The organism is Paracoccus niistensis (assembly GCF_042432925.1).
GTDB classification, from domain to species: Bacteria; Pseudomonadota; Alphaproteobacteria; order Rhodobacterales; family Rhodobacteraceae; genus Paracoccus; species Paracoccus niistensis.
Map to the genome: position 1 here is coordinate 138171 of NZ_JBHLWE010000009.1, position 16231 is coordinate 154401.

The following is a 16231-nucleotide window of genomic DNA, read 5'->3' on the forward strand; positions in this document are numbered from 1 at the left end:
GCAGCTGGTCAACCGGCTGAGACCGGGGCTGCCGATCAGCAGGCGCAACCAGGCCCTTTCCGGCATTGCTTCTCACGGCTGATGCAGCTGTCCCCGCACGGCTGGCCCTTTTTGCAGACCTTACAGCAGGCAGTATCATAGATCCGGGCCTCGCCCTGCTGGCCACCTCTCAGAAGACGCCGGGCGGCGGCAATATCCTCCGCAGTGAGGGCGCCGATAGCGGGGGGCTGTTCCGCGAAGGTGGAGGGCTGTTCTGCAAAGGCAGGGATGGCAATCAGAAGCAGGGCAGCGGTAAGCAGCGAGCGCATGAGCGGTTCTCCAATGGCATGGCTGCATATGCACAAATTGGACGATTCGCGAAGCTGGAGGCAGGACAGCATGTCGTCTCGGAGGCGCCTGTCAGCTTCGCCGGTCATCAAGGAACGCAGATCGGCGCCTGGCCACCCCCGTGCGATGCCCGGACTGACAATTGACAAAACCTCCTTCACGACCCCGGCAGGCCGCCTCAATCTCACGCAGTTCCATGACGAATGATTCGCCGGCCACGGGGGGCCGATGCCCCAGTCACCCCGCTCTGGCGCCCACACCTTCAAGGCTCATCTGCTGCCAGAAAGCGCCCGTCTAAGCTCGCGAGAGGTAGCCAGCATGTCACTTTCATCGGCTTGATTTTGTCCGCTGGCTGTCCGCTGGAGTAAATCAGCAGGCTGCACACTCAAGAGCAGCACGTTCTATGTGATTGATAACATAGAAAAACAGTGGTGAGCCCAACAGGATTCGAACCTGTGACCCACTGATTAAAAGTCAGTTGCTCTACCAACTGAGCTATGGGCCCAACACAGGGCGCCTCTCTAAGGGCGGTTGCTGGGGCGGTCAAGGGCAAATTGTCGTCCATCTGGCGGAATCATGATCGCGGGCGTATATCGCCGCGATGAAACATCAGAATCCGGCCGGGCTGGGCTTCGTGAAGATGCACGGGGCGGGCAATGACTTCGTCATCATCGATACGCGCGGGGCCTCGCAGCGGCGGGTCACGCCGGCGCTGGCGCGCGCCCTGGGCGACCGCAACCGTGGCGTGGGCTTCGACCAGCTGGCCGAGATCCGGCCGGACGACGCGGCGGACTACCGGCTGGAGTTCTGGAACGCCGACGGGTCGGAGGCCGGGGCCTGCGGCAATGCCTCGCGCTGCGTGGCCGACATGATGATGGCGGACCTGGGCCGCGACCGGCTGCGCTTCGCCACCGGGCGCGGGATGCTGGAGGCCGAGCGCCGCGAGGGCCATGTCCATGTCAACATGGGTCCTCCGCAGCTTGAGTGGAACGAGGTGCCGCTGGCGCATGAGACGGACACGGGCCGCCTGCCGCTGGAAGGCGGTCCCGCCGCTGTCGGCATGGGCAACCCGCATTGCGTCTTCTTCGTCCCCGATGCCGAGGCGGTGGTCCTGGAGGACCTCGGGCCCCGGATCGAGCATGACGCGTTGTTCCCCGAGCGCACGAATGTCGAATTCGCCTCGCTGACCGCGCCCGACCGGCTGCGGATGCGGGTCTGGGAACGCGGCGCGGGCGTGACGCTTGCCTGCGGGTCCGGGGCCTGCGCGACGGCGGTCGCGGCGCACCGGCGCGGGCTGACGGGGCGCAAGGTGGTGCTGGACCTCGACGGCGGCACGCTGGCCGTGGACTGGCGCGAGGACGGCGTCTGGATGACCGGCCCCGTGGCGCGGGTCTTCGACGGGGTGCTGTCGCCCGACTGGCTGGCGGGGGTCCGATGAGCGCGCCGCCGATCTTTGCCACGCTGGGCTGCCGGCTGAACGCCTATGAATCGGAGGCGATGGCCGAGATGGCGCAGGCCGCCGGGCTGGAAAGCGCGGTGATCGTCAACACCTGCGCCGTGACCGCCGAGGCCGTCCGCAAGGCCCGCCAGGAAATCCGCCGCCTGTCGCGCGAGAACCCCGGCGCGCCGATCATCGTCACCGGCTGCGCCGCCCAGACCGAGCCCGAAACCTTCGCCGCCATGCCCGAGGTCGCCCGCGTCGTCGGCAACCACGAGAAGATGCAGCCCGCGACATGGGCCAGCCTTGCCGCGCCCGATTTCGGGACCGAGCGGGTGATGGTGGACGACATCATGTCGGTGCGCGAGACGGCGGGCCACCTGATCGACGGCTTCGGCCGCCACCGCGCCTATGTGCAGGTCCAGAACGGCTGCGACCACCGCTGCACCTTCTGCATCATCCCCTATGGCCGCGGAAACTCGCGGTCCGTCCCCGCGGGCGTGGTGGTGGATCAGATCAAGAGGCTGCGCGACCGCGGCTTCAACGAGGTCGTGCTGACCGGCGTGGACCTGACCTCATGGGGCGCGGACCTGCCGGGGGCACCGCGGCTGGGCAACCTCGTGCGGCGCATCCTGAAGATGGTGCCCGACCTGCCGCGCCTGCGGATCTCCTCGATCGATTCGATCGAGGCCGACCCCGAGCTGATGGAGGCGATCGCCACCGAGCCGCGCCTGATGCCGCATCTGCACCTGAGCCTGCAGCACGGCGACGACCTGATCCTCAAGCGCATGAAGCGTCGCCACCTGCGCGACGATGCCATCGCCTTCTGCGAGGAAGCCCGCCGCCTGCGCCCCGGCATCGTCTTCGGCGCCGACATCATCGCGGGCTTCCCCACCGAGACCGAGGCGCATTTCGAGAACTCGATGAAGCTGGTCGAGGACTGCGGCCTGACCTTCCTGCATGTCTTTCCCTACAGTGCCCGGGCTGGCACCCCGGCCGCGCGGATGCCGCGCGTGCCGGGCCCCGCCATCAAGGACCGCGCCGCTCGCCTTCGCGCTGTGGGGGAGGCGGCGCTGGCCGCGCATCTTGCCGCGCAGGTCGGCCGCACCCACCGCGTCCTGACCGAAGGCCCGCGCCTCGGCCGGACCGAGCAGTTCACCGAGGTTGCCTTTGACCGCGACCTGCCCGAGGGCACGCTGCTGGACGTGACGATCACCGGCCACGACGGCACGCGCCTGGCCGCCTGAGCCGCGCGCCGGGGGCAAGGGCGTTTCCTCACAGCCTTCGGGCAAAGGAGCGCCGAGTCCCCGGGAATGTCTTGCAGCGAATCCCTGTCGTGCCCATCGTCCCCATCGGCGCACTGCATGAGGAGGACCGCCATGACGACCGCAGGGATCAGGACCATGATCGCCGCCGCAGGCCTTGCCGCAGGTCTCGCGGCGCCGGCTTCTGCGCAGGTCAGCCAGGCCGACGAGCAGGCGATCGCCCGCAGTCTGGCCGGGCAGGGATACTCGGACGTCCGCATCGACGAGGATGATGGCGAGGTCACCGTCTCGGCCACGCGCGAAGGTGAAACCCACAGCTTTGCCTATGACCGGGATGAAGGACGCCTTGAACCCGTCGGCGGCGATGACGGCGACGGCCGCCGGGGCGATGACGGCCGCCGGGGTCCCGAGGCGGATGACGATGATCCCGGCGACGACAGGGGCCCCGGCCGCGACAGGGGGGATGACGGTGGCCGCGGTGACGATGAGGACGGCGCTGGCGGCGATGACCATGGCGGCCATGGCGGTGACGATGGGGGACATGGTGGTGATGACGGCGGCCGCGGCGGTGACGACGATGGCGGCGGCGGGGACACGGAGGATTGAGCCGACAGCCCGCGCGGTGCCCGCAGATCGACCCCGGCATGGCGCGATTGCGCCGGCGGGCGGATTGCCCTTAGCCTGCGGGCATGGCGATCCTTTACACCCATCCTGCGTCAGAGCGGCACGTCACGCCGCCCGGCCACCCCGAGCAGGTTGCCCGCCACGCGGCGGTGCTGGAGGCGCTGGCCGGGCTTGACCTCGATCACCGCGAGGCGCCGCTGGCCGCCGAGGCCGACGTCCTGCGCTGCCATCCCGAGCGCTACCTTGCCCGCCTGAAGGCGGCGGTCCCGGCGCAGGGTCAGGTGGCGCTGGACGCGGACACCTGGCTGTCGCCCGGCAGCATGGAGGCCGCGCTGCGGGCTGTGGGCGCGGCCTGCGCGGCGGTGGATGCGGTGCTGGCGGGCCAGGACAGCCGCGCTTTCGTCGTCATGCGCCCGCCGGGGCATCATGCGGAACGCGAGACGCCGATGGGCTTCTGCCTGCTCGGCACTGCCGCCATCGCGGCGAAACGGGCGCTGGATCACCACGGGCTCGACCGCGTGGCGGTGCTGGATTTCGACGTGCATCACGGCAACGGCACGCAGGACCTGCTGTGGGCCGAGGGCCGCGCCTTCTTTGCCTCGACCCACCAGATGCCGCTATACCCCGGCACCGGTCGGGCAAGTGAGACCGGCGCGCATGGGCAGGTGATGAACATCCCCCTGCCGCCCGGCTCGGACGGGGCACAGGCCCGGGCCGCCTGGCGGCAGATCACCGACAGGCTGCGCACCCATGCGCCTCAGCTGGTCATTGTCTCGGCGGGCTTCGACGCCCATGCGGCCGATCCCCTGGCTTCGCTGGAATGGGACGAGGATGACTTTGCCGCGATCACGGCCATGATCGTGGAGGCCGCGGGCGCGGCCCCGGTGGTCTCGGTCCTGGAAGGGGGCTATGATCTGGCCGCGCTGGGCCGGTCGGCCCGCGCCCATGTCACCGCGCTGCAAGGAACCGCCTCATGACCGACGCCGAAATCGACGGGATGTCCTTCGAGGACGCGATGAAGGAACTCGAATCGGTCGTGGGCAAGCTGGAACATGGCGAGGCGACGCTGGAGCAGTCCATCGCCCTTTACGAACGCGGCGCCAAGCTGCGCGCCCATTGCGAGCGCCGGTTGCGCCAGGCCGAGGAGCGGGTCGAGAAGATCATGCTCGCCGCCAACGGAGAGCCCAGCGGGACCACCCCGGTCGAAGGGCTTTAAGAGTGGAACACAGGCTGGAGGAGGTGCAGCGCGCCGTCGCTGCCGCCATCGAGGCTGCGCTGGCGGATCTGCCGCCGGGCGATCTGACCGATGCGATGCGCTATGCCGCCACCGGGGGCAAGCGCGTACGGGCCTTCCTGGTGCTGGAATCGGCGCGGCTGTTCGGCGTCGAGGACCTCAGCGCGATGCCGGTCGCCGTGGCGGTGGAACTGCTGCACGCCTATAGCCTCGTCCATGACGACCTGCCGGCGATGGACGACGATGACCTGCGCCGGGGCCAGCCCACCTGCCACATCCGCTGGAACGAGGCCACGGCGATCCTGGCCGGCGACGCCCTGCAGACGCAGGCCTTCGCCCTGCTGGCCGATCCGGTGATCGGCCCCGCCGAGGCGCGCATCGCGCTGGTGGCGCGGCTGGCCGAGGCGTCCGGCGCGCGCGGCATGGTCTGGGGGCAGGCGCAGGACATCGCGGCCGAGACGGCCGGCACGCCTCTGGACCTGCCCGCCATCGAGGCGTTGCAGCACGCCAAGACCGGCGCGCTGATCCGCTTTTCCGCGACGGCCGGGGCGATCATGGGTGGCACCGATCCCGCGCCGCTGGAGGAGTATGCCCGGAACCTCGGCCTGGCCTTCCAGATCGCTGACGACATCCTGGACGTGACCGCCAGCGCCGAGCAGACCGGCAAGCGCACCGGCAAGGACGAGGCGGCGGGCAAGGCCACCTTCGTGTCCCTGCTGGGGCTGGACGAGGCGCGGGCGCGGGCCGCCGCCATGGTGGCGCGGGCCGAGGCTGCCCTTGACCCCTATGGCGACAGGGCCGGAAACTTGCGGGCCGTGGCGCGTTTCGTTATCCACCGCAGAACCTGAGACCGACCGCCTCCGGGGGGTCCGCCCGCCCGGAAGGGGCCAGCCCATGACCGACACGACCTCGCGTCCCGCCACGCCGATCCTCGACCGCGTCGCCTCGCCCGCCGACCTCAAGGCGCTGAGCGACCGCCAGTTGCACCAGCTGGCCGACGAACTGCGCGCCGAGACGATCAGCGCCGTCAGCGTGACCGGCGGCCACCTGGGCGCGGGCTTGGGGGTCGTGGAACTGACCGTGGCGCTGCACGCCGTCTGGGACAGCCCGCGCGACAAGATCATCTGGGACGTGGGCCACCAGTGCTATCCCCACAAGATCCTGACCGGCCGGCGCGACCGCATTCGCACCCTGCGGATGGAAGGGGGGCTGTCGGGCTTCACCAAGCGGTCGGAAAGCCCGCATGACCCCTTCGGGGCGGGGCATTCCTCGACCTCGATCAGCGCTGCGCTGGGCTTTGCCGCTGCTCGCGACCTCGGCGGCGATCCGGGCGACGCCATCGCCGTGATCGGCGACGGCGCGATGAGCGGCGGCATGGCCTTCGAGGCGATGAACAACGCGGGCCACATGGGCACGCGGCTGTTCGTCATCCTGAACGACAACGAGATGTCGATCGCCCCGCCGACGGGGGCGCTGTCCACCTATCTGACGCGCCTTTACACGCAGGGGCCGTTCCAGGAACTGAAGGCCGCGGCCAAGGGCGCGGTCAGCCTGCTGCCCTCGCCCATGCAGCAGGGCGCCCGCCGCGCCAAGGAGATGCTGAAGGGCATCACCATCGGCGGCACGCTCTTCGAGGAGCTGGGCTTTTCCTATGTCGGCCCGGTGGACGGCCACGACCTCGACCAGCTTCTGCCGCTGCTGAGGACGGTCAAGGCGCGGGCCGACGGACCGGTGCTGATTCATGCGGTGACCAAGAAGGGCAAGGGCTACGCGCCTGCCGAGAACGCCGCCGACCGGGGCCATGCCCGCGCCAAGTTCGACGTGATCACGGGCGAGCAGGCCAAGGCCAAGTCCAACGCCCCCAGCTACACCAGCGTCTTCGCGAAATCCCTGATCGCCCAGGCCGAGCGCGACGACCGCATCGTGGCGATCACCGCCGCCATGCCGGACGGGACCGGCCTGAACCTGTTCGCCGACCGCTTCCCGCGCCGCTGCTTCGACGTGGGGATCGCGGAACAGCACGCCGTGACCTTCTCCGCAGGCCTCGCCGCCGGGGGGATGCGGCCCTTCTGCGCGATCTATTCGACCTTCCTGCAGCGCGGTTATGATCAGGTCGTCCACGACGTGGCGATCCAGCGCCTGCCCGTGCGCTTCGCCATCGACCGCGCGGGGCTGGTCGGCGCCGACGGGGCGACCCACGCCGGCGCCTATGACGTGGGCTTCCTCGCGAACCTGCCCGGCTTCGTCGTCATGGCCGCCGCCGACGAGGCCGAACTGGTCCGCATGGTCGCCACCGCCGCGGCGCTCGACGACCGCCCCTCGGCCTTCCGCTTCCCGCGCGGGGAAGGCACCGGAGTCGATCTGCCCGAGCGCCCAGAGCCGCTGGAGATCGGCCGCGGCCGCATCGTGGCCGAAGGCGCCCGCGTCGCCATCCTGTCCTTCGGCACGCGCCTGGCCGAGGTCCTGCGCGCCCGCGAATCGCTGGCCGCGCGGGGCCTCGCCCCCACGGTGGCCGACGCCCGCTTCGCCAAGCCGCTGGACCGCGACCTCATCCTGCGGCTGGTGCGCGAGCACGAGGCGCTGATCACCATCGAGGAGGGCGCCATCGGCGGCTTCGGCAGCCATGTGGCGCAACTGCTGGCCGAGGAGGGCGTCTTCGACCGCGGCTTCCGCTTCCGCAGCATGGTCCTGCCCGACACCTTCATCGACCACGCGAGCCCCGAGGCGATGTACCGCGCCGCCGCCATGGACGCGCCGCAGATCGAGGCCAAGGTCCTGGAGGTTCTGGGAGTGGCGAGGCTGGACAGATACGCGTAACCTGTGATTGTGGGGGCGATTATCTCACAACTCCGGGTTAACGATGAAGATTGCCGTTTGCTTTTTCGGCCTGTCGCGCGCGCTTGCCACGACTCATGAAAGCATCGCCCGGAATGTCATCGAGCCTTGCCGCAGGCATGGCGAGACGGTGACGCTGGCGCATCTCTACCATCAGGCGCGCGTCCAGAGCGTAAGATCCGGCGAGAACGCGGATCTGGACCCGGAGGACTACCGGCTGCTCGATCTCGACGCGGTTGCGTTGCGCTTTACGGTTCCGTCGCAGCTTGCGGGCATTCTCGAGGACATGAAGCCCTATGGGGATGCCTGGGACAACGGCTTCTCGAGCCTGAGCAACCTCATCCGCCAGCTTTATTCCCTGTCGGCTTCCTTCAAGATGGCGCAGTTGCATGATCCGGACATCGTGCTGTTCTGCCGTCCGGACCTGATCTACCACGACAGCCTCGAACCGGTGCTGGAAACGCTTGTGCAGGAAAAGGGCGACCTGGTCGCCCTGCCCGACTGGCATCACTGGAAGGGCGGCTACAACGACCGCTTTGCCCTGTGCCGGGGCATCCGGGCGGCGCAGGCTTATGCCGAGCGGCTGCACGTTGTTCACGACTATGTCGCCCGGAAGCAAAAGGCGCTGCACTCGGAAAGGCTGCTGCGCTTCGCACTGGAAAGGGCGAACATCCCGACGATGGTGTTTCCCCAAAGGGCAAGCCGCGTACGCGCCGGCGGCCTGCTGGTCGAGGAAAAGTTCTGGAAGTCGAAGGCCAGCAAGCTTCCCTATCTGCAGGACGCCTTGCCGGAGATCCAGCCGACCTGACCGGACCCTTGCGATGCGCCATGCCCTTGGGCCGGAGAGGCGGTGCAACTTCACCCCGATCTCATGTCCGTGTTGGCTGCCGGGCTCATTCATCATGGCGGTGGGGCAGGTGATGGGGCATCCTTTCATGGCCGTTGCCTGACACCCGAGGTTTTTCATGCGCCTTGTCGCCGTTCTTGCCCTGACGCTTTCGCTGGCCAGCGCCGCCGCCGCACAGACCATGCTGCCCACGCTTTACGACGTGACGGGCGTCAAGGCCGACGACGTGCTGAACATCCGGGCAATGCCGGACGCCTCCTCCTCCATCCTGTCCGAACTGCCGCCCGATGCCACCGGGGTCGAGGTGATCGAGACGCGCGCGGGCTGGGCGCGGGTCAACACCTTCGAGCGTTCGGGCTGGGTCAACATGCACTATCTCAAGGAACGCCCCGACGTGTGGAAGAAGGGCGAGATCCCGGCCACGCTGAACTGCCTCGGGACCGAGCCTTTCTGGACCCTGCGGCAGGTCGGCACAAACATCGTCTACGAAACGCCCGAGCAGTCGCGCCCCCTGCAGCGGCGGGTGGTCGTGGACAATCCCGCACGGCGCGAGCCCGCCCGCAGCATCATCGCAGGCGACGACAAGGGGCGGCTGACGGTGGTGCTGACGCCCGCGCAATGCACCGACGGCATGTCGGACCGCTTCTTCGGGCTGTCGGCGACGCTGCTGTTCGAGGGGGCGAGCCAAGCCACGCGGATGGAGAACGGCTGCTGCCGGATCACGCCCTGACCGATTCCTCGGCCAGGATCGCGGCCAGTCCGCTGCGATAGTCGGGGTGGATCAGGCGGATGCCGAGCTCGTGCTTGATGCGTGCGTTCGAGACGCGCTTGCTTTCGGCATAGAAGCTGCGCGCCATCGGCGTCATGGCGGCCGTGGCGAAATCCTCGGCGGGTGGCGGGGGCAGGCCCAGCAGCTTTGCCGCGTGTTCCAGCACATCCTCGGGGGGGGCCGGGTCGTCGTCGCACAGGTTGTAGATCGCGCCGGGTGAAGGCCGCGCGATCGAGGCCGCCAGAACCTGCGCGATGTCGGCGGCATGGATGCGGGAAAACACCTGCCCCGGCTTGACGATGCGCCGGGCGGTGCCGTTCCGCACCTTCTCGAAGGGCCCGCGTCCGGGGCCGTAGATCCCGGCGAGGCGGAAGATGTGCAGCGGCAGGCCGTGGTCTGCGGCCAGAGCCCGCCAGCCGGTTTCCGCCGCCACCCGGTCGCGGCCCCGGCGGGTCGAGGGCGCGAGCTCCGAGCCCTCGTCCACCCAGTCGCCCTGCCGGTCGCCGTAGACCCCGGTGGTCGAGAGATAGCCCAGCCAGCGCGCGCGGCTTGCCGCGATGGCCGCGCCGAAGTCGCGCAGGGCCGGGCATTCGCCCCCATCCGGCCCGGCGCTGACAAGGACTGCGTCGGCTTGGGCGATCTCGGCGCGGACCGTGTCTTCCTCGCCCGGCCAGCGCAGAGGGATGGCACCCGTGGCTGCGACGCGGGCGGGATCGTCGCGGGTGGTGCCGGTGACGGTCCAGCCCTGCGGCACCAGCCGCCGGCTCAGGAAGCCTGCGGAATAGCCGTGTCCCAGCACCACCAGCCGCGGGCTCATGCGCGGGAAAGTCCCAGCACCTCGGCCCCGATGGCGAAGGAACGCGCGCGCGCCTCGGGGTCCCAGATGTTGCCGGTCAGGATCAGCTCGTCGGGCCTGTAGCGGGCGACCATCGCGTCGATCTGCGCCTTGACCGTCCCAGGGGCGCCCACGGCGCTGACGCTCAGCACCCGGTCCACCATCGACTGGTATTGGGCGGGCACGACCGTGTCGAGGTCATCCACCGGCGCCGGCAGCAGGCCGGGATTGCCCGTCCGCAGCCGGAAGAACTGGATCTGCGAGCTGGTCCGCAGCCTGCGCGCCTCCTTGTCGGTATCCGCCGCGATCAGGTTCGCGGCCAGCATGAAGCGCGGCTTGTCCCCCCAGGGACCGGGCTGGAAGCGGTCGCGATAGAGCGCCACGGCGTCATCAAGCGCGTCGGGCGCGAAATGCGAGGCGAAGGCGTAAGGCAGGCCCAGCGCCGCCGCGAGGCTCGCGCCGTAAAGCGACGAGCCGAGGATCCAGACCGGCACGTTGGTTCCCTGTCCGGGATGGGCTGCGACGCCCACGCCCGGCCGCTCGGGGCCGAAGTAATGCAGCAGCTCGACCACGTCGTTGGGAAAGTCCTCGTTGCGCGACTGGCCGCGCCGCAACGCGTGCATCACCGCCCCGTCGCCGCCGGGCGCGCGGCCGAGGCCAAGGTCGATGCGCGGCCCGTGGATGGTGGCCAGCGTCCCGAAGGCCTCGGCCACCGCCAGCGGCGCATGGTTCGGCAGCATGATCCCACCCGCGCCGACGCGGATGGTCCTGGTGTGATCGGCGATATGCCCGATCAGCACCGCCGTCGCGGCGCTGGCGATGCCGGGCATGTTGTGGTGCTCGGCCAGCCAGAAGCGCTTGTAGCCCTGCGCCTCGGCGGCCTGTGCCAGCTTCACGCTGCTGGCGATCGCAGCCTTTGCGTCCGAGCCCTCGGGCACCGGCGCGAGATCGAGAATAGAGATGTCCATGCCCCCGAGATAGGCGTCTCCTCCCCGTCTTGCCAGTGTCACGGGCCCCTGACACTCTCGGTCTCAAAGGAGCCTGCCCATGGACCAGATGTCCCGCCTTTTGCCCATCGAGACCCCCGAGCCGGTCGGGCGCGAATATTTCGACAACCCCCAAGCGGCCGTGGAACGCCTGATCGAGCTTTATGACCGCGCCACGGGCTGGCTGCTGGACCGCTTTGTCGGCACGCTGCGGGGCGGCCCGCCCCCTGCCGCGCGCTTCCGCGCCTTCTACCCCGAAGTCCGGCTGACGACCTCGAGCCACCAGCAGGCCGATTCCCGGCTGGCCTTCGGCCATGTCACCCTGCCGGGCAGCTACGGGGCCACGATCACGCGCCCCGACCTGTTCCGCGACTACCTTACGCAGCAGATCGGCCTGCTGATCCGCAACCACGAGGTGCCGGTCTCGGTGGGGGAAAGCGAAACCCCGATTCCGGTGCATTTCGCGGTGGCCACGCAAAGCGACCTGAACGTGCCGCAGGAAGGCGTGCTGGACTATTCCCTGCGCGACATCTTCGACGTGCCCGACCTCGTGACGATGAACGACGACATCGTGAACGGGGTGGCCGACACGCTGCTGGACGGGACGCGCCACCTTGCCCCCTTCACGGCGCAGCGGGTGGATTACTCGCTGGCGCGGCTGGCGCATTACACGGCGACCGCCCCCGACCATTTCCAGAGCTTCGTGCTGTTCACCAACTACCAGTTCTACGTGGACGAGTTCGAGGCCTTTGCCCGCAAGGCCCTAGCCGACCCGGCCTCGGGCTACACGTCTTTCGTCGGCCCCGGGAACCACATGATCGAGCGGCCGGACGACGCCTCGGTGCCGGTCGCCAAGACCCCGCAGATGCCGGCCTATCACCTCAAGCGGCCGGACGGGCAGGGGATCACGCTGGTCAACATCGGGGTGGGGCCGTCGAACGCCAAGACCGCGACCGACCACATCGCCGTGCTGCGCCCCCACGCTTGGCTGATGGTCGGCCATTGCGCGGGGCTGAGGAACAGCCAGCGGCTGGGGGATTACGTGCTGGCCCATGCCTATCTGCGGCTGGACCATGTGCTGGACGACGACCTACCGGTCTGGGTGCCGCTGCCGACGCTGGCCGAGGTGCAGGTCGCCCTGCAGGAGGCCGTGGCCGAGATCACGGAACTCGATGGCTTCGAGCTGAAGCGGATCATGCGCACGGGCACCGTCGCCACCATCGACAACCGCAACTGGGAATTGCGCGACACGCCGGTCCACCGGCTCAGCCTCAGCCGCGCCATCGCCCTGGACATGGAAAGCGCGACCATTGCCGCCAACGGCTTCCGCTTCCGGGTGCCCTATGGCACGCTTTTGTGCGTCAGCGACAAGCCCCTGCATGGCGAGTTGAAGCTGCCCGGCATGGCGACCGACTTCTATCGCACGCAGGTGTCCAGCCATCTGCTGATCGGCATCCGCGCGATGGAGAAGCTGCGCGCCACCCCGGTCGAGCGGCTGCATTCCCGCAAGCTGCGGTCCTTCCACGAGACCGCCTTTCTGTGACCTCGGGTCCGGAAAGGCCCTTTTCGGGCCATCTGCCGCCATCCGGCGCAAGGAAGGACCGAAAAGGGCTTGAAATATTGAGGCAAACGGGCTGTAGCAGGGCCATGCCAGCTTGACTGGCGCCGGATATGCCCGCCCAAAGGCGCGCGCCCAACGAGGAGACAGGTTCCAATGGCCCAAGCCGCCCCCGCCAAGCCCATGACCAAGACGCAGCTGGTGGCTGCTCTGGCCGAGGAAATGGGCAGCGACAAGAAGACCGCATCCGCGGCGCTGGACGCGCTGGGCGCGCTGGTTGCCCGCACCGTCGCCGAAGGCGGCGCGCTGACTCTGCCGGGGATCGGCAAGGTCGCCTGCCGCGCCCGCCCCGAGCGTCAGGTCCGCAATCCGCAGACCCAGGAAATGATGACCAAGCCCGCCGACAAGGTGGTCAAGGTCACCATCGCCAAGTCGCTGAAGGACAGCGTCAACGCCTGATCCGTTCAGAGCTGCTGGAAGGAAAAAGGGGGTCGCGCATGGGCGCGGCCCCTTTTTTTGCAGGGAGAGACGGTGCAGCCGAGGGGGACGCGGGGAATGAACGTCACGGTCGATGAGGCACTGGCCCAGGCGGGCGCCGGGCGCTTCCAGCGCCGGCTGATGGGGATCTTCGGGCTGGTCTGGGCGGCCGACGCCATGCAGGTCGTGGCGGTGGGTTTCGCCGCGCCCTCGATCGCCGCCAGCTTCGGCGTGGACATGCCCACCGCCCTGCAAAGCGGGACGCTGTTCTTCCTGGGGATGTTCTTCGGCGCCACGCTTTTCGGGCGGCTCGCGGACCGGATCGGGCGGCGCAACGTCCTGATCGTGACCGTCGCCTGCGACGCGGTCTTCGGCATCGCCTCGGTCTTCGCGCCCGATTTCGCCTGGCTTCTGGGCCTGCGCTTCCTGACGGGCATGGCCGTGGGCGGCACGCTGCCCGTGGACTATGCGATGATGGCCGAGTTCCTGCCGCCCAAGAACCGGGGCCGCTGGCTGGTCTGGCTGGAAGGCTTCTGGGCACTGGGCACGCTGGTCGTGGCGCTGACCGCCTGGGCCGCGGCCACCTATGCGCTCGCCGCGCCGTGGAAGCTGATCTACCTGGTCGCGGCGCTGCCCGCCTGCCTCGGCATCTTCCTGCGCTTCTGGGTGCCGGAATCGCCCATGTACCTGCTGCGCCGGGGTCGCGAGCCCGAGGCGCGCGCCATCCTCAACCGCATCCGCGCGGCGAACGGCGCGCCCACGCTGCCGCCCAAGGCGCGGCTGGTCCTGCCGCCTGCAGCGCCCGCGCCCCAAGGCGGCATCTTCGCCGCGGGGTTGGCGCGGACCACGCTGGCGGTGCTGACGGTCTGGTTCCTCGTCTCGCTCAGCTATTACGGCGTCTTCGTCTGGCTACCCGGCAAGCTCGCGACCGAGGGCTTCGGCTTCGTGCGCGGCTACGGCTTCCTCGTGATCCTCGCCTTGGCACAGTTGCCCGGCTATGCGCTGGCCGCCTGGGGGGTCGAGGCCTGGGGGCGGCAGCGGACGCTGCGCATCTTTCTGGTCCTTTCGGCGCTGGGCTGCCTGCTGTTCGTCACGGCCTCGACCGGCGCGGTGGTCGCAGGCGCGCTGATGCTGATGAGCTTCGCACTGCTGGGGACCTGGGGGGCGCTTTACGCGCTGACGCCCGAGATCTACCCCACCACGCTGCGCGCGACCGGCATGGGCATGGCGGGCGCGCTTGCGCGGCTGGGGGGGCTCGCGGCGCCTTCGTTGATGGCGGCGCTGGCCACGCGCGACTTCAACGCGATGATCGGTCTGTTCGCGGCGCTGCTGGTGCTGGCGGCGGTGCTGTCCTTCGGCATCGGGCGAGAGACGCGCGGCGCCTCGATCGCCTGAGGGCGGCCGTGCCTGCCTAGGGCTGGACGAAGACGCGCGAGGGATGCACCTCGCCGCCCATGTAGCGGCCGATGGCGATGGCGCGGCCCTCGTGGCTGACCCAGACCTCGGCGCCGTAATCGGCCATGCCCAGGACCTGCCCCGGATTGCCGTTCCCCAGCCTCAGCGCGCCCTGGTCGGTCGCGCGCATCTCGGGCAGGTCCAGCGCCGACTGGATCGGCAGCAGCGCCGCGTCGAGTTCCGCCTGCGCCGCCCGGTCCACCCGGTCGAAGGGGATCGCGTCGGCGACGTCGAACGGGCCCGACCAGACCCGGCGAAGGGATTGCACATGGCCGAGGCAGCCCAGCGCCCGGCCCAGGTCACGGGCGATGGCGCGGACATAGCCGCCCTTGCCGCAGACGAGGTGCAGGTCGGCCTGATCACCACGCGCCTCGGTCAGCGTCAGGTCCTCGACCCAGAGCGGGCGGGCGGCCAGCGTGAACTCCTCGCCCTCGCGCGCGAGGTCATAGGCGCGGGCGCCGTCCACCTTGACCGCCGAGACTGCCGGGGGAACCTGCAGGATATCGCCCCGGAAGGCGGGCAGGGCGGCTTCGATGGCCTCGGCCGCAGGCCGCGCATCGGACCGGCGCAGCACCTCGCCCGAGGCGTCGTCGGTCGCGGTCTCGGCGCCCCAGGTCACCCTGAAATCATAGGCCTTCAGCGCGTCGGTCAGGTAGGGGACGGTTTTCGTCGCCTCGCCCAGCGCGACCGCAAGCAGGCCCGTTGCGTCAGGGTCAAGCGTTCCGGCATGGCCCGCCTTCTTCGCATCCAGCGCCCAGCGCACCCGCCCCACCACGTCGGTCGAGCCGACGCCCGCAGGCTTGTCGATCAGCAGCCAGCCCGAGACGTCCCGTCCCTTTTTCCGCGCCATCTACGATCCGCCCACATAGCCGATGATGGGTCCCATCCGCCGGCCCCAGTCGGCGCGGCGAAGCCCCGGCGCGTAAAGCCGGCTGATCGAGCCGTCGAAGTAAAGCGCATTGCGCGCGCCAAGCTCGTCCCGGAAGAAGCGGGCGAACTGGTGGAAGGTCACGGGCGCGTCCGAGATCGCGAACCACGCCGTCTTCATGTCGCGCGAGACGCCGACGCCGTTGCGGATGTAGCGGCTGTCGCTGTCGGGCAGGAAGCGCGGATGAAGCTCGCCGTCAATGACGAGCAGGGGGCCGGATTGCGTGGCCAGCCGGCACTGCGGCCGGACCTTGGCGAAGCGGCGGCTTTCGATCACCTGGAAGGGCGCCTTGGCGCCGACGCAGAAGACGCCGTTCGGCAGCAGGCCGAAGTTGCCCCCGCCCCCTGCCGTGACGACCTCGCCCGCCTCCTCGGTGTCGGACCGGAACAGCCCCACAGGCGCGTAATCGGGATGGTACATCCCCGCGTTCATGGCGAAGCCCAGCACCTCGCCCGCATCCAGCGTCCCGCGCACGCCGCTGAAGTCGCCCAGCAGCTTGCCGTCTGGCCCGTTCAGCCAGAGCCGCAGCCCGTCCTGCCGGTCGGCGGTGACGGTGCAGACGGAATAGCGGGTGCCCTCGAACGCGCGCGTCTCGCAGATGTCGGCCATGGCGGGCAGCGTCATCGCCACCAGCGCGCCGACCGCCAGCCCGA

At 69.5% G+C, this 16231-nt stretch carries 17 protein-coding genes and 1 tRNA gene; 13 read left to right on the top strand and 5 right to left on the bottom strand.

Annotation, left to right across the window (positions count from 1 at the left end; all coding sequences use genetic code 11):
* The first annotated feature begins 65 nt into the window (after window positions 1-65).
* Window positions 66-473: a hypothetical protein gene (locus ACFFII_RS03310; protein ID WP_377697476.1), complete on the top strand. Its 408-nt coding sequence runs from the start codon at window positions 66-68 to the stop codon at window positions 471-473.
* Window positions 474-756: 283 nt separating this feature from the next.
* On the opposite strand, the gene ACFFII_RS03315 is transcribed toward ACFFII_RS03310, so the two are convergent.
* A tRNA-Lys gene (locus tag ACFFII_RS03315) sits at window positions 757-832 on the bottom strand.
* 96 nt (window positions 833-928) lie between these two features.
* Between ACFFII_RS03315 and dapF the strand changes: the two genes are divergently transcribed.
* From dapF to ACFFII_RS03360, 9 genes are all read left to right on the top strand, one after another.
* Complete coding sequence (dapF, locus tag ACFFII_RS03320) at window positions 929-1765, top strand: diaminopimelate epimerase (RefSeq protein ID WP_377697477.1); 837 nt, start codon at window positions 929-931, stop codon at window positions 1763-1765.
* Window positions 1762-3012 carry a tRNA (N(6)-L-threonylcarbamoyladenosine(37)-C(2))-methylthiotransferase MtaB gene (gene mtaB / locus ACFFII_RS03325; RefSeq protein WP_377697478.1) on the top strand — a complete coding sequence of 417 codons (1251 nt, stop codon included), beginning with the start codon at window positions 1762-1764 and terminating at the stop codon, window positions 3010-3012. The genes dapF and mtaB overlap by 4 nt, the downstream gene beginning before the upstream one ends.
* 132 nt (window positions 3013-3144) lie before the next feature.
* A complete protein-coding gene (locus tag ACFFII_RS03330; RefSeq protein WP_377697479.1) occupies window positions 3145-3636 on the top strand; it encodes a hypothetical protein in 492 nt (163 codons plus the stop codon).
* Between the two features lie 83 nt (window positions 3637-3719).
* The gene (locus ACFFII_RS03335; RefSeq protein ID WP_377697480.1) at window positions 3720-4631 is read left to right on the top strand and encodes a histone deacetylase family protein; all 912 of its coding nucleotides are present in this window, start codon (window positions 3720-3722) and stop codon (window positions 4629-4631) included.
* Window positions 4628-4870, top strand: coding sequence for an exodeoxyribonuclease VII small subunit (locus tag ACFFII_RS03340; RefSeq protein ID WP_090757064.1), 243 nt, complete (start codon window positions 4628-4630; stop codon window positions 4868-4870). Before ACFFII_RS03335 ends, ACFFII_RS03340 begins: the two co-directional genes overlap by 4 nt.
* 2 nt (window positions 4871-4872) lie before the next feature.
* The gene (locus ACFFII_RS03345; RefSeq protein WP_377697481.1) at window positions 4873-5736 is read left to right on the top strand and encodes a polyprenyl synthetase family protein; all 864 of its coding nucleotides are present in this window, start codon (window positions 4873-4875) and stop codon (window positions 5734-5736) included.
* A gap of 46 nt (window positions 5737-5782) precedes the next feature.
* Complete coding sequence (gene dxs, locus ACFFII_RS03350) at window positions 5783-7705, top strand: 1-deoxy-D-xylulose-5-phosphate synthase (protein WP_377697482.1); 1923 nt, start codon at window positions 5783-5785, stop codon at window positions 7703-7705.
* Between the two features lie 43 nt (window positions 7706-7748).
* Window positions 7749-8531: a hypothetical protein gene (locus ACFFII_RS03355; protein ID WP_377697483.1), complete on the top strand. Its 783-nt coding sequence runs from the start codon at window positions 7749-7751 to the stop codon at window positions 8529-8531.
* A 157-nt stretch (window positions 8532-8688) separates the two neighbouring features.
* Window positions 8689-9300: a COG3650 family protein gene (locus ACFFII_RS03360; protein WP_377697484.1), complete on the top strand. Its 612-nt coding sequence runs from the start codon at window positions 8689-8691 to the stop codon at window positions 9298-9300.
* Here ACFFII_RS03360 and ACFFII_RS03365 read toward each other — a convergent pair.
* Together ACFFII_RS03365 and ACFFII_RS03370 are read right to left on the bottom strand one after the other, a co-directional pair.
* The gene (locus tag ACFFII_RS03365; RefSeq protein WP_377697485.1) at window positions 9290-10156 is read right to left on the bottom strand and encodes an SDR family oxidoreductase; all 867 of its coding nucleotides are present in this window, start codon (window positions 10154-10156) and stop codon (window positions 9290-9292) included. The two genes, ACFFII_RS03360 and ACFFII_RS03365, sit on opposite strands and share 11 nt — an antisense overlap.
* Entirely contained in the window at window positions 10153-11142 is a 990-nt protein-coding gene (locus ACFFII_RS03370; RefSeq protein WP_377697486.1) for an LLM class flavin-dependent oxidoreductase, read from the bottom strand. Before ACFFII_RS03370 ends, ACFFII_RS03365 begins: the two co-directional genes overlap by 4 nt.
* Before the next feature lie 88 nt (window positions 11143-11230).
* On the opposite strand from ACFFII_RS03370, the gene ACFFII_RS03375 reads away from it, so the two are divergent.
* From ACFFII_RS03375 to ACFFII_RS03385, 3 genes are all read left to right on the top strand, one after another.
* Window positions 11231-12703 carry an AMP nucleosidase gene (locus ACFFII_RS03375; RefSeq protein WP_377697516.1) on the top strand — a complete coding sequence of 491 codons (1473 nt, stop codon included), beginning with the start codon at window positions 11231-11233 and terminating at the stop codon, window positions 12701-12703.
* Between the two features lie 171 nt (window positions 12704-12874).
* On the top strand, window positions 12875-13177 hold the full coding sequence (locus ACFFII_RS03380; RefSeq protein WP_090757072.1) for an HU family DNA-binding protein: 303 nt from the start codon (window positions 12875-12877) through the stop codon (window positions 13175-13177).
* Between the two features lie 96 nt (window positions 13178-13273).
* Entirely contained in the window at window positions 13274-14590 is a 1317-nt protein-coding gene (locus tag ACFFII_RS03385; protein ID WP_377697487.1) for an MFS transporter, read from the top strand.
* A 16-nt stretch (window positions 14591-14606) separates the two neighbouring features.
* Here ACFFII_RS03385 and truB read toward each other — a convergent pair whose 3' ends face one another.
* Both truB and ACFFII_RS03395 read right to left on the bottom strand, forming a co-directional pair.
* A complete protein-coding gene (gene truB, locus ACFFII_RS03390) occupies window positions 14607-15500 on the bottom strand; it encodes a tRNA pseudouridine(55) synthase TruB (RefSeq protein ID WP_377697488.1) in 894 nt (297 codons plus the stop codon).
* Window positions 15501-16202, bottom strand: a complete 702-nt coding sequence (locus tag ACFFII_RS03395) for a phosphodiester glycosidase family protein (protein WP_377697517.1) — start codon at window positions 16200-16202, stop codon at window positions 15501-15503.
* Window positions 16203-16231 lie beyond the last annotated feature (29 nt).

Excerpts from the sequence above, each read along its gene's own strand:
- ACFFII_RS03355 (WP_377697483.1), top strand. The coding sequence starts at position 7,749 with ATGAAGATTGCCGTTTGCTTTTTCGGCCTGTCGCGCGCGCTTGCCACG.
- mtaB (WP_377697478.1), top strand. The coding sequence starts at position 1,762 with ATGAGCGCGCCGCCGATCTTTGCCACGCTGGGCTGCCGGCTGAACGCC.
- ACFFII_RS03360 (WP_377697484.1), top strand. The coding sequence starts at position 8,689 with ATGCGCCTTGTCGCCGTTCTTGCCCTGACGCTTTCGCTGGCCAGCGCC.
- ACFFII_RS03380 (WP_090757072.1), top strand. The coding sequence starts at position 12,875 with ATGGCCCAAGCCGCCCCCGCCAAGCCCATGACCAAGACGCAGCTGGTG.
- dxs (WP_377697482.1), top strand. The coding sequence starts at position 5,783 with ATGACCGACACGACCTCGCGTCCCGCCACGCCGATCCTCGACCGCGTC.
- ACFFII_RS03365 (WP_377697485.1), bottom strand. The coding sequence starts at position 10,156 with ATGAGCCCGCGGCTGGTGGTGCTGGGACACGGCTATTCCGCAGGCTTC.
- ACFFII_RS03375 (WP_377697516.1), top strand. The coding sequence starts at position 11,231 with ATGTCCCGCCTTTTGCCCATCGAGACCCCCGAGCCGGTCGGGCGCGAA.
- ACFFII_RS03340 (WP_090757064.1), top strand. The coding sequence starts at position 4,628 with ATGACCGACGCCGAAATCGACGGGATGTCCTTCGAGGACGCGATGAAG.
- truB (WP_377697488.1), bottom strand. The coding sequence starts at position 15,500 with ATGGCGCGGAAAAAGGGACGGGACGTCTCGGGCTGGCTGCTGATCGAC.
- ACFFII_RS03370 (WP_377697486.1), bottom strand. The coding sequence starts at position 11,142 with ATGGACATCTCTATTCTCGATCTCGCGCCGGTGCCCGAGGGCTCGGAC.
- ACFFII_RS03335 (WP_377697480.1), top strand. The coding sequence starts at position 3,720 with ATGGCGATCCTTTACACCCATCCTGCGTCAGAGCGGCACGTCACGCCG.
- ACFFII_RS03395 (WP_377697517.1), bottom strand. The coding sequence starts at position 16,202 with ATGACGCTGCCCGCCATGGCCGACATCTGCGAGACGCGCGCGTTCGAG.
- ACFFII_RS03330 (WP_377697479.1), top strand. The coding sequence starts at position 3,145 with ATGACGACCGCAGGGATCAGGACCATGATCGCCGCCGCAGGCCTTGCC.
- dapF (WP_377697477.1), top strand. The coding sequence starts at position 929 with ATGAAACATCAGAATCCGGCCGGGCTGGGCTTCGTGAAGATGCACGGG.
- ACFFII_RS03385 (WP_377697487.1), top strand. The coding sequence starts at position 13,274 with ATGAACGTCACGGTCGATGAGGCACTGGCCCAGGCGGGCGCCGGGCGC.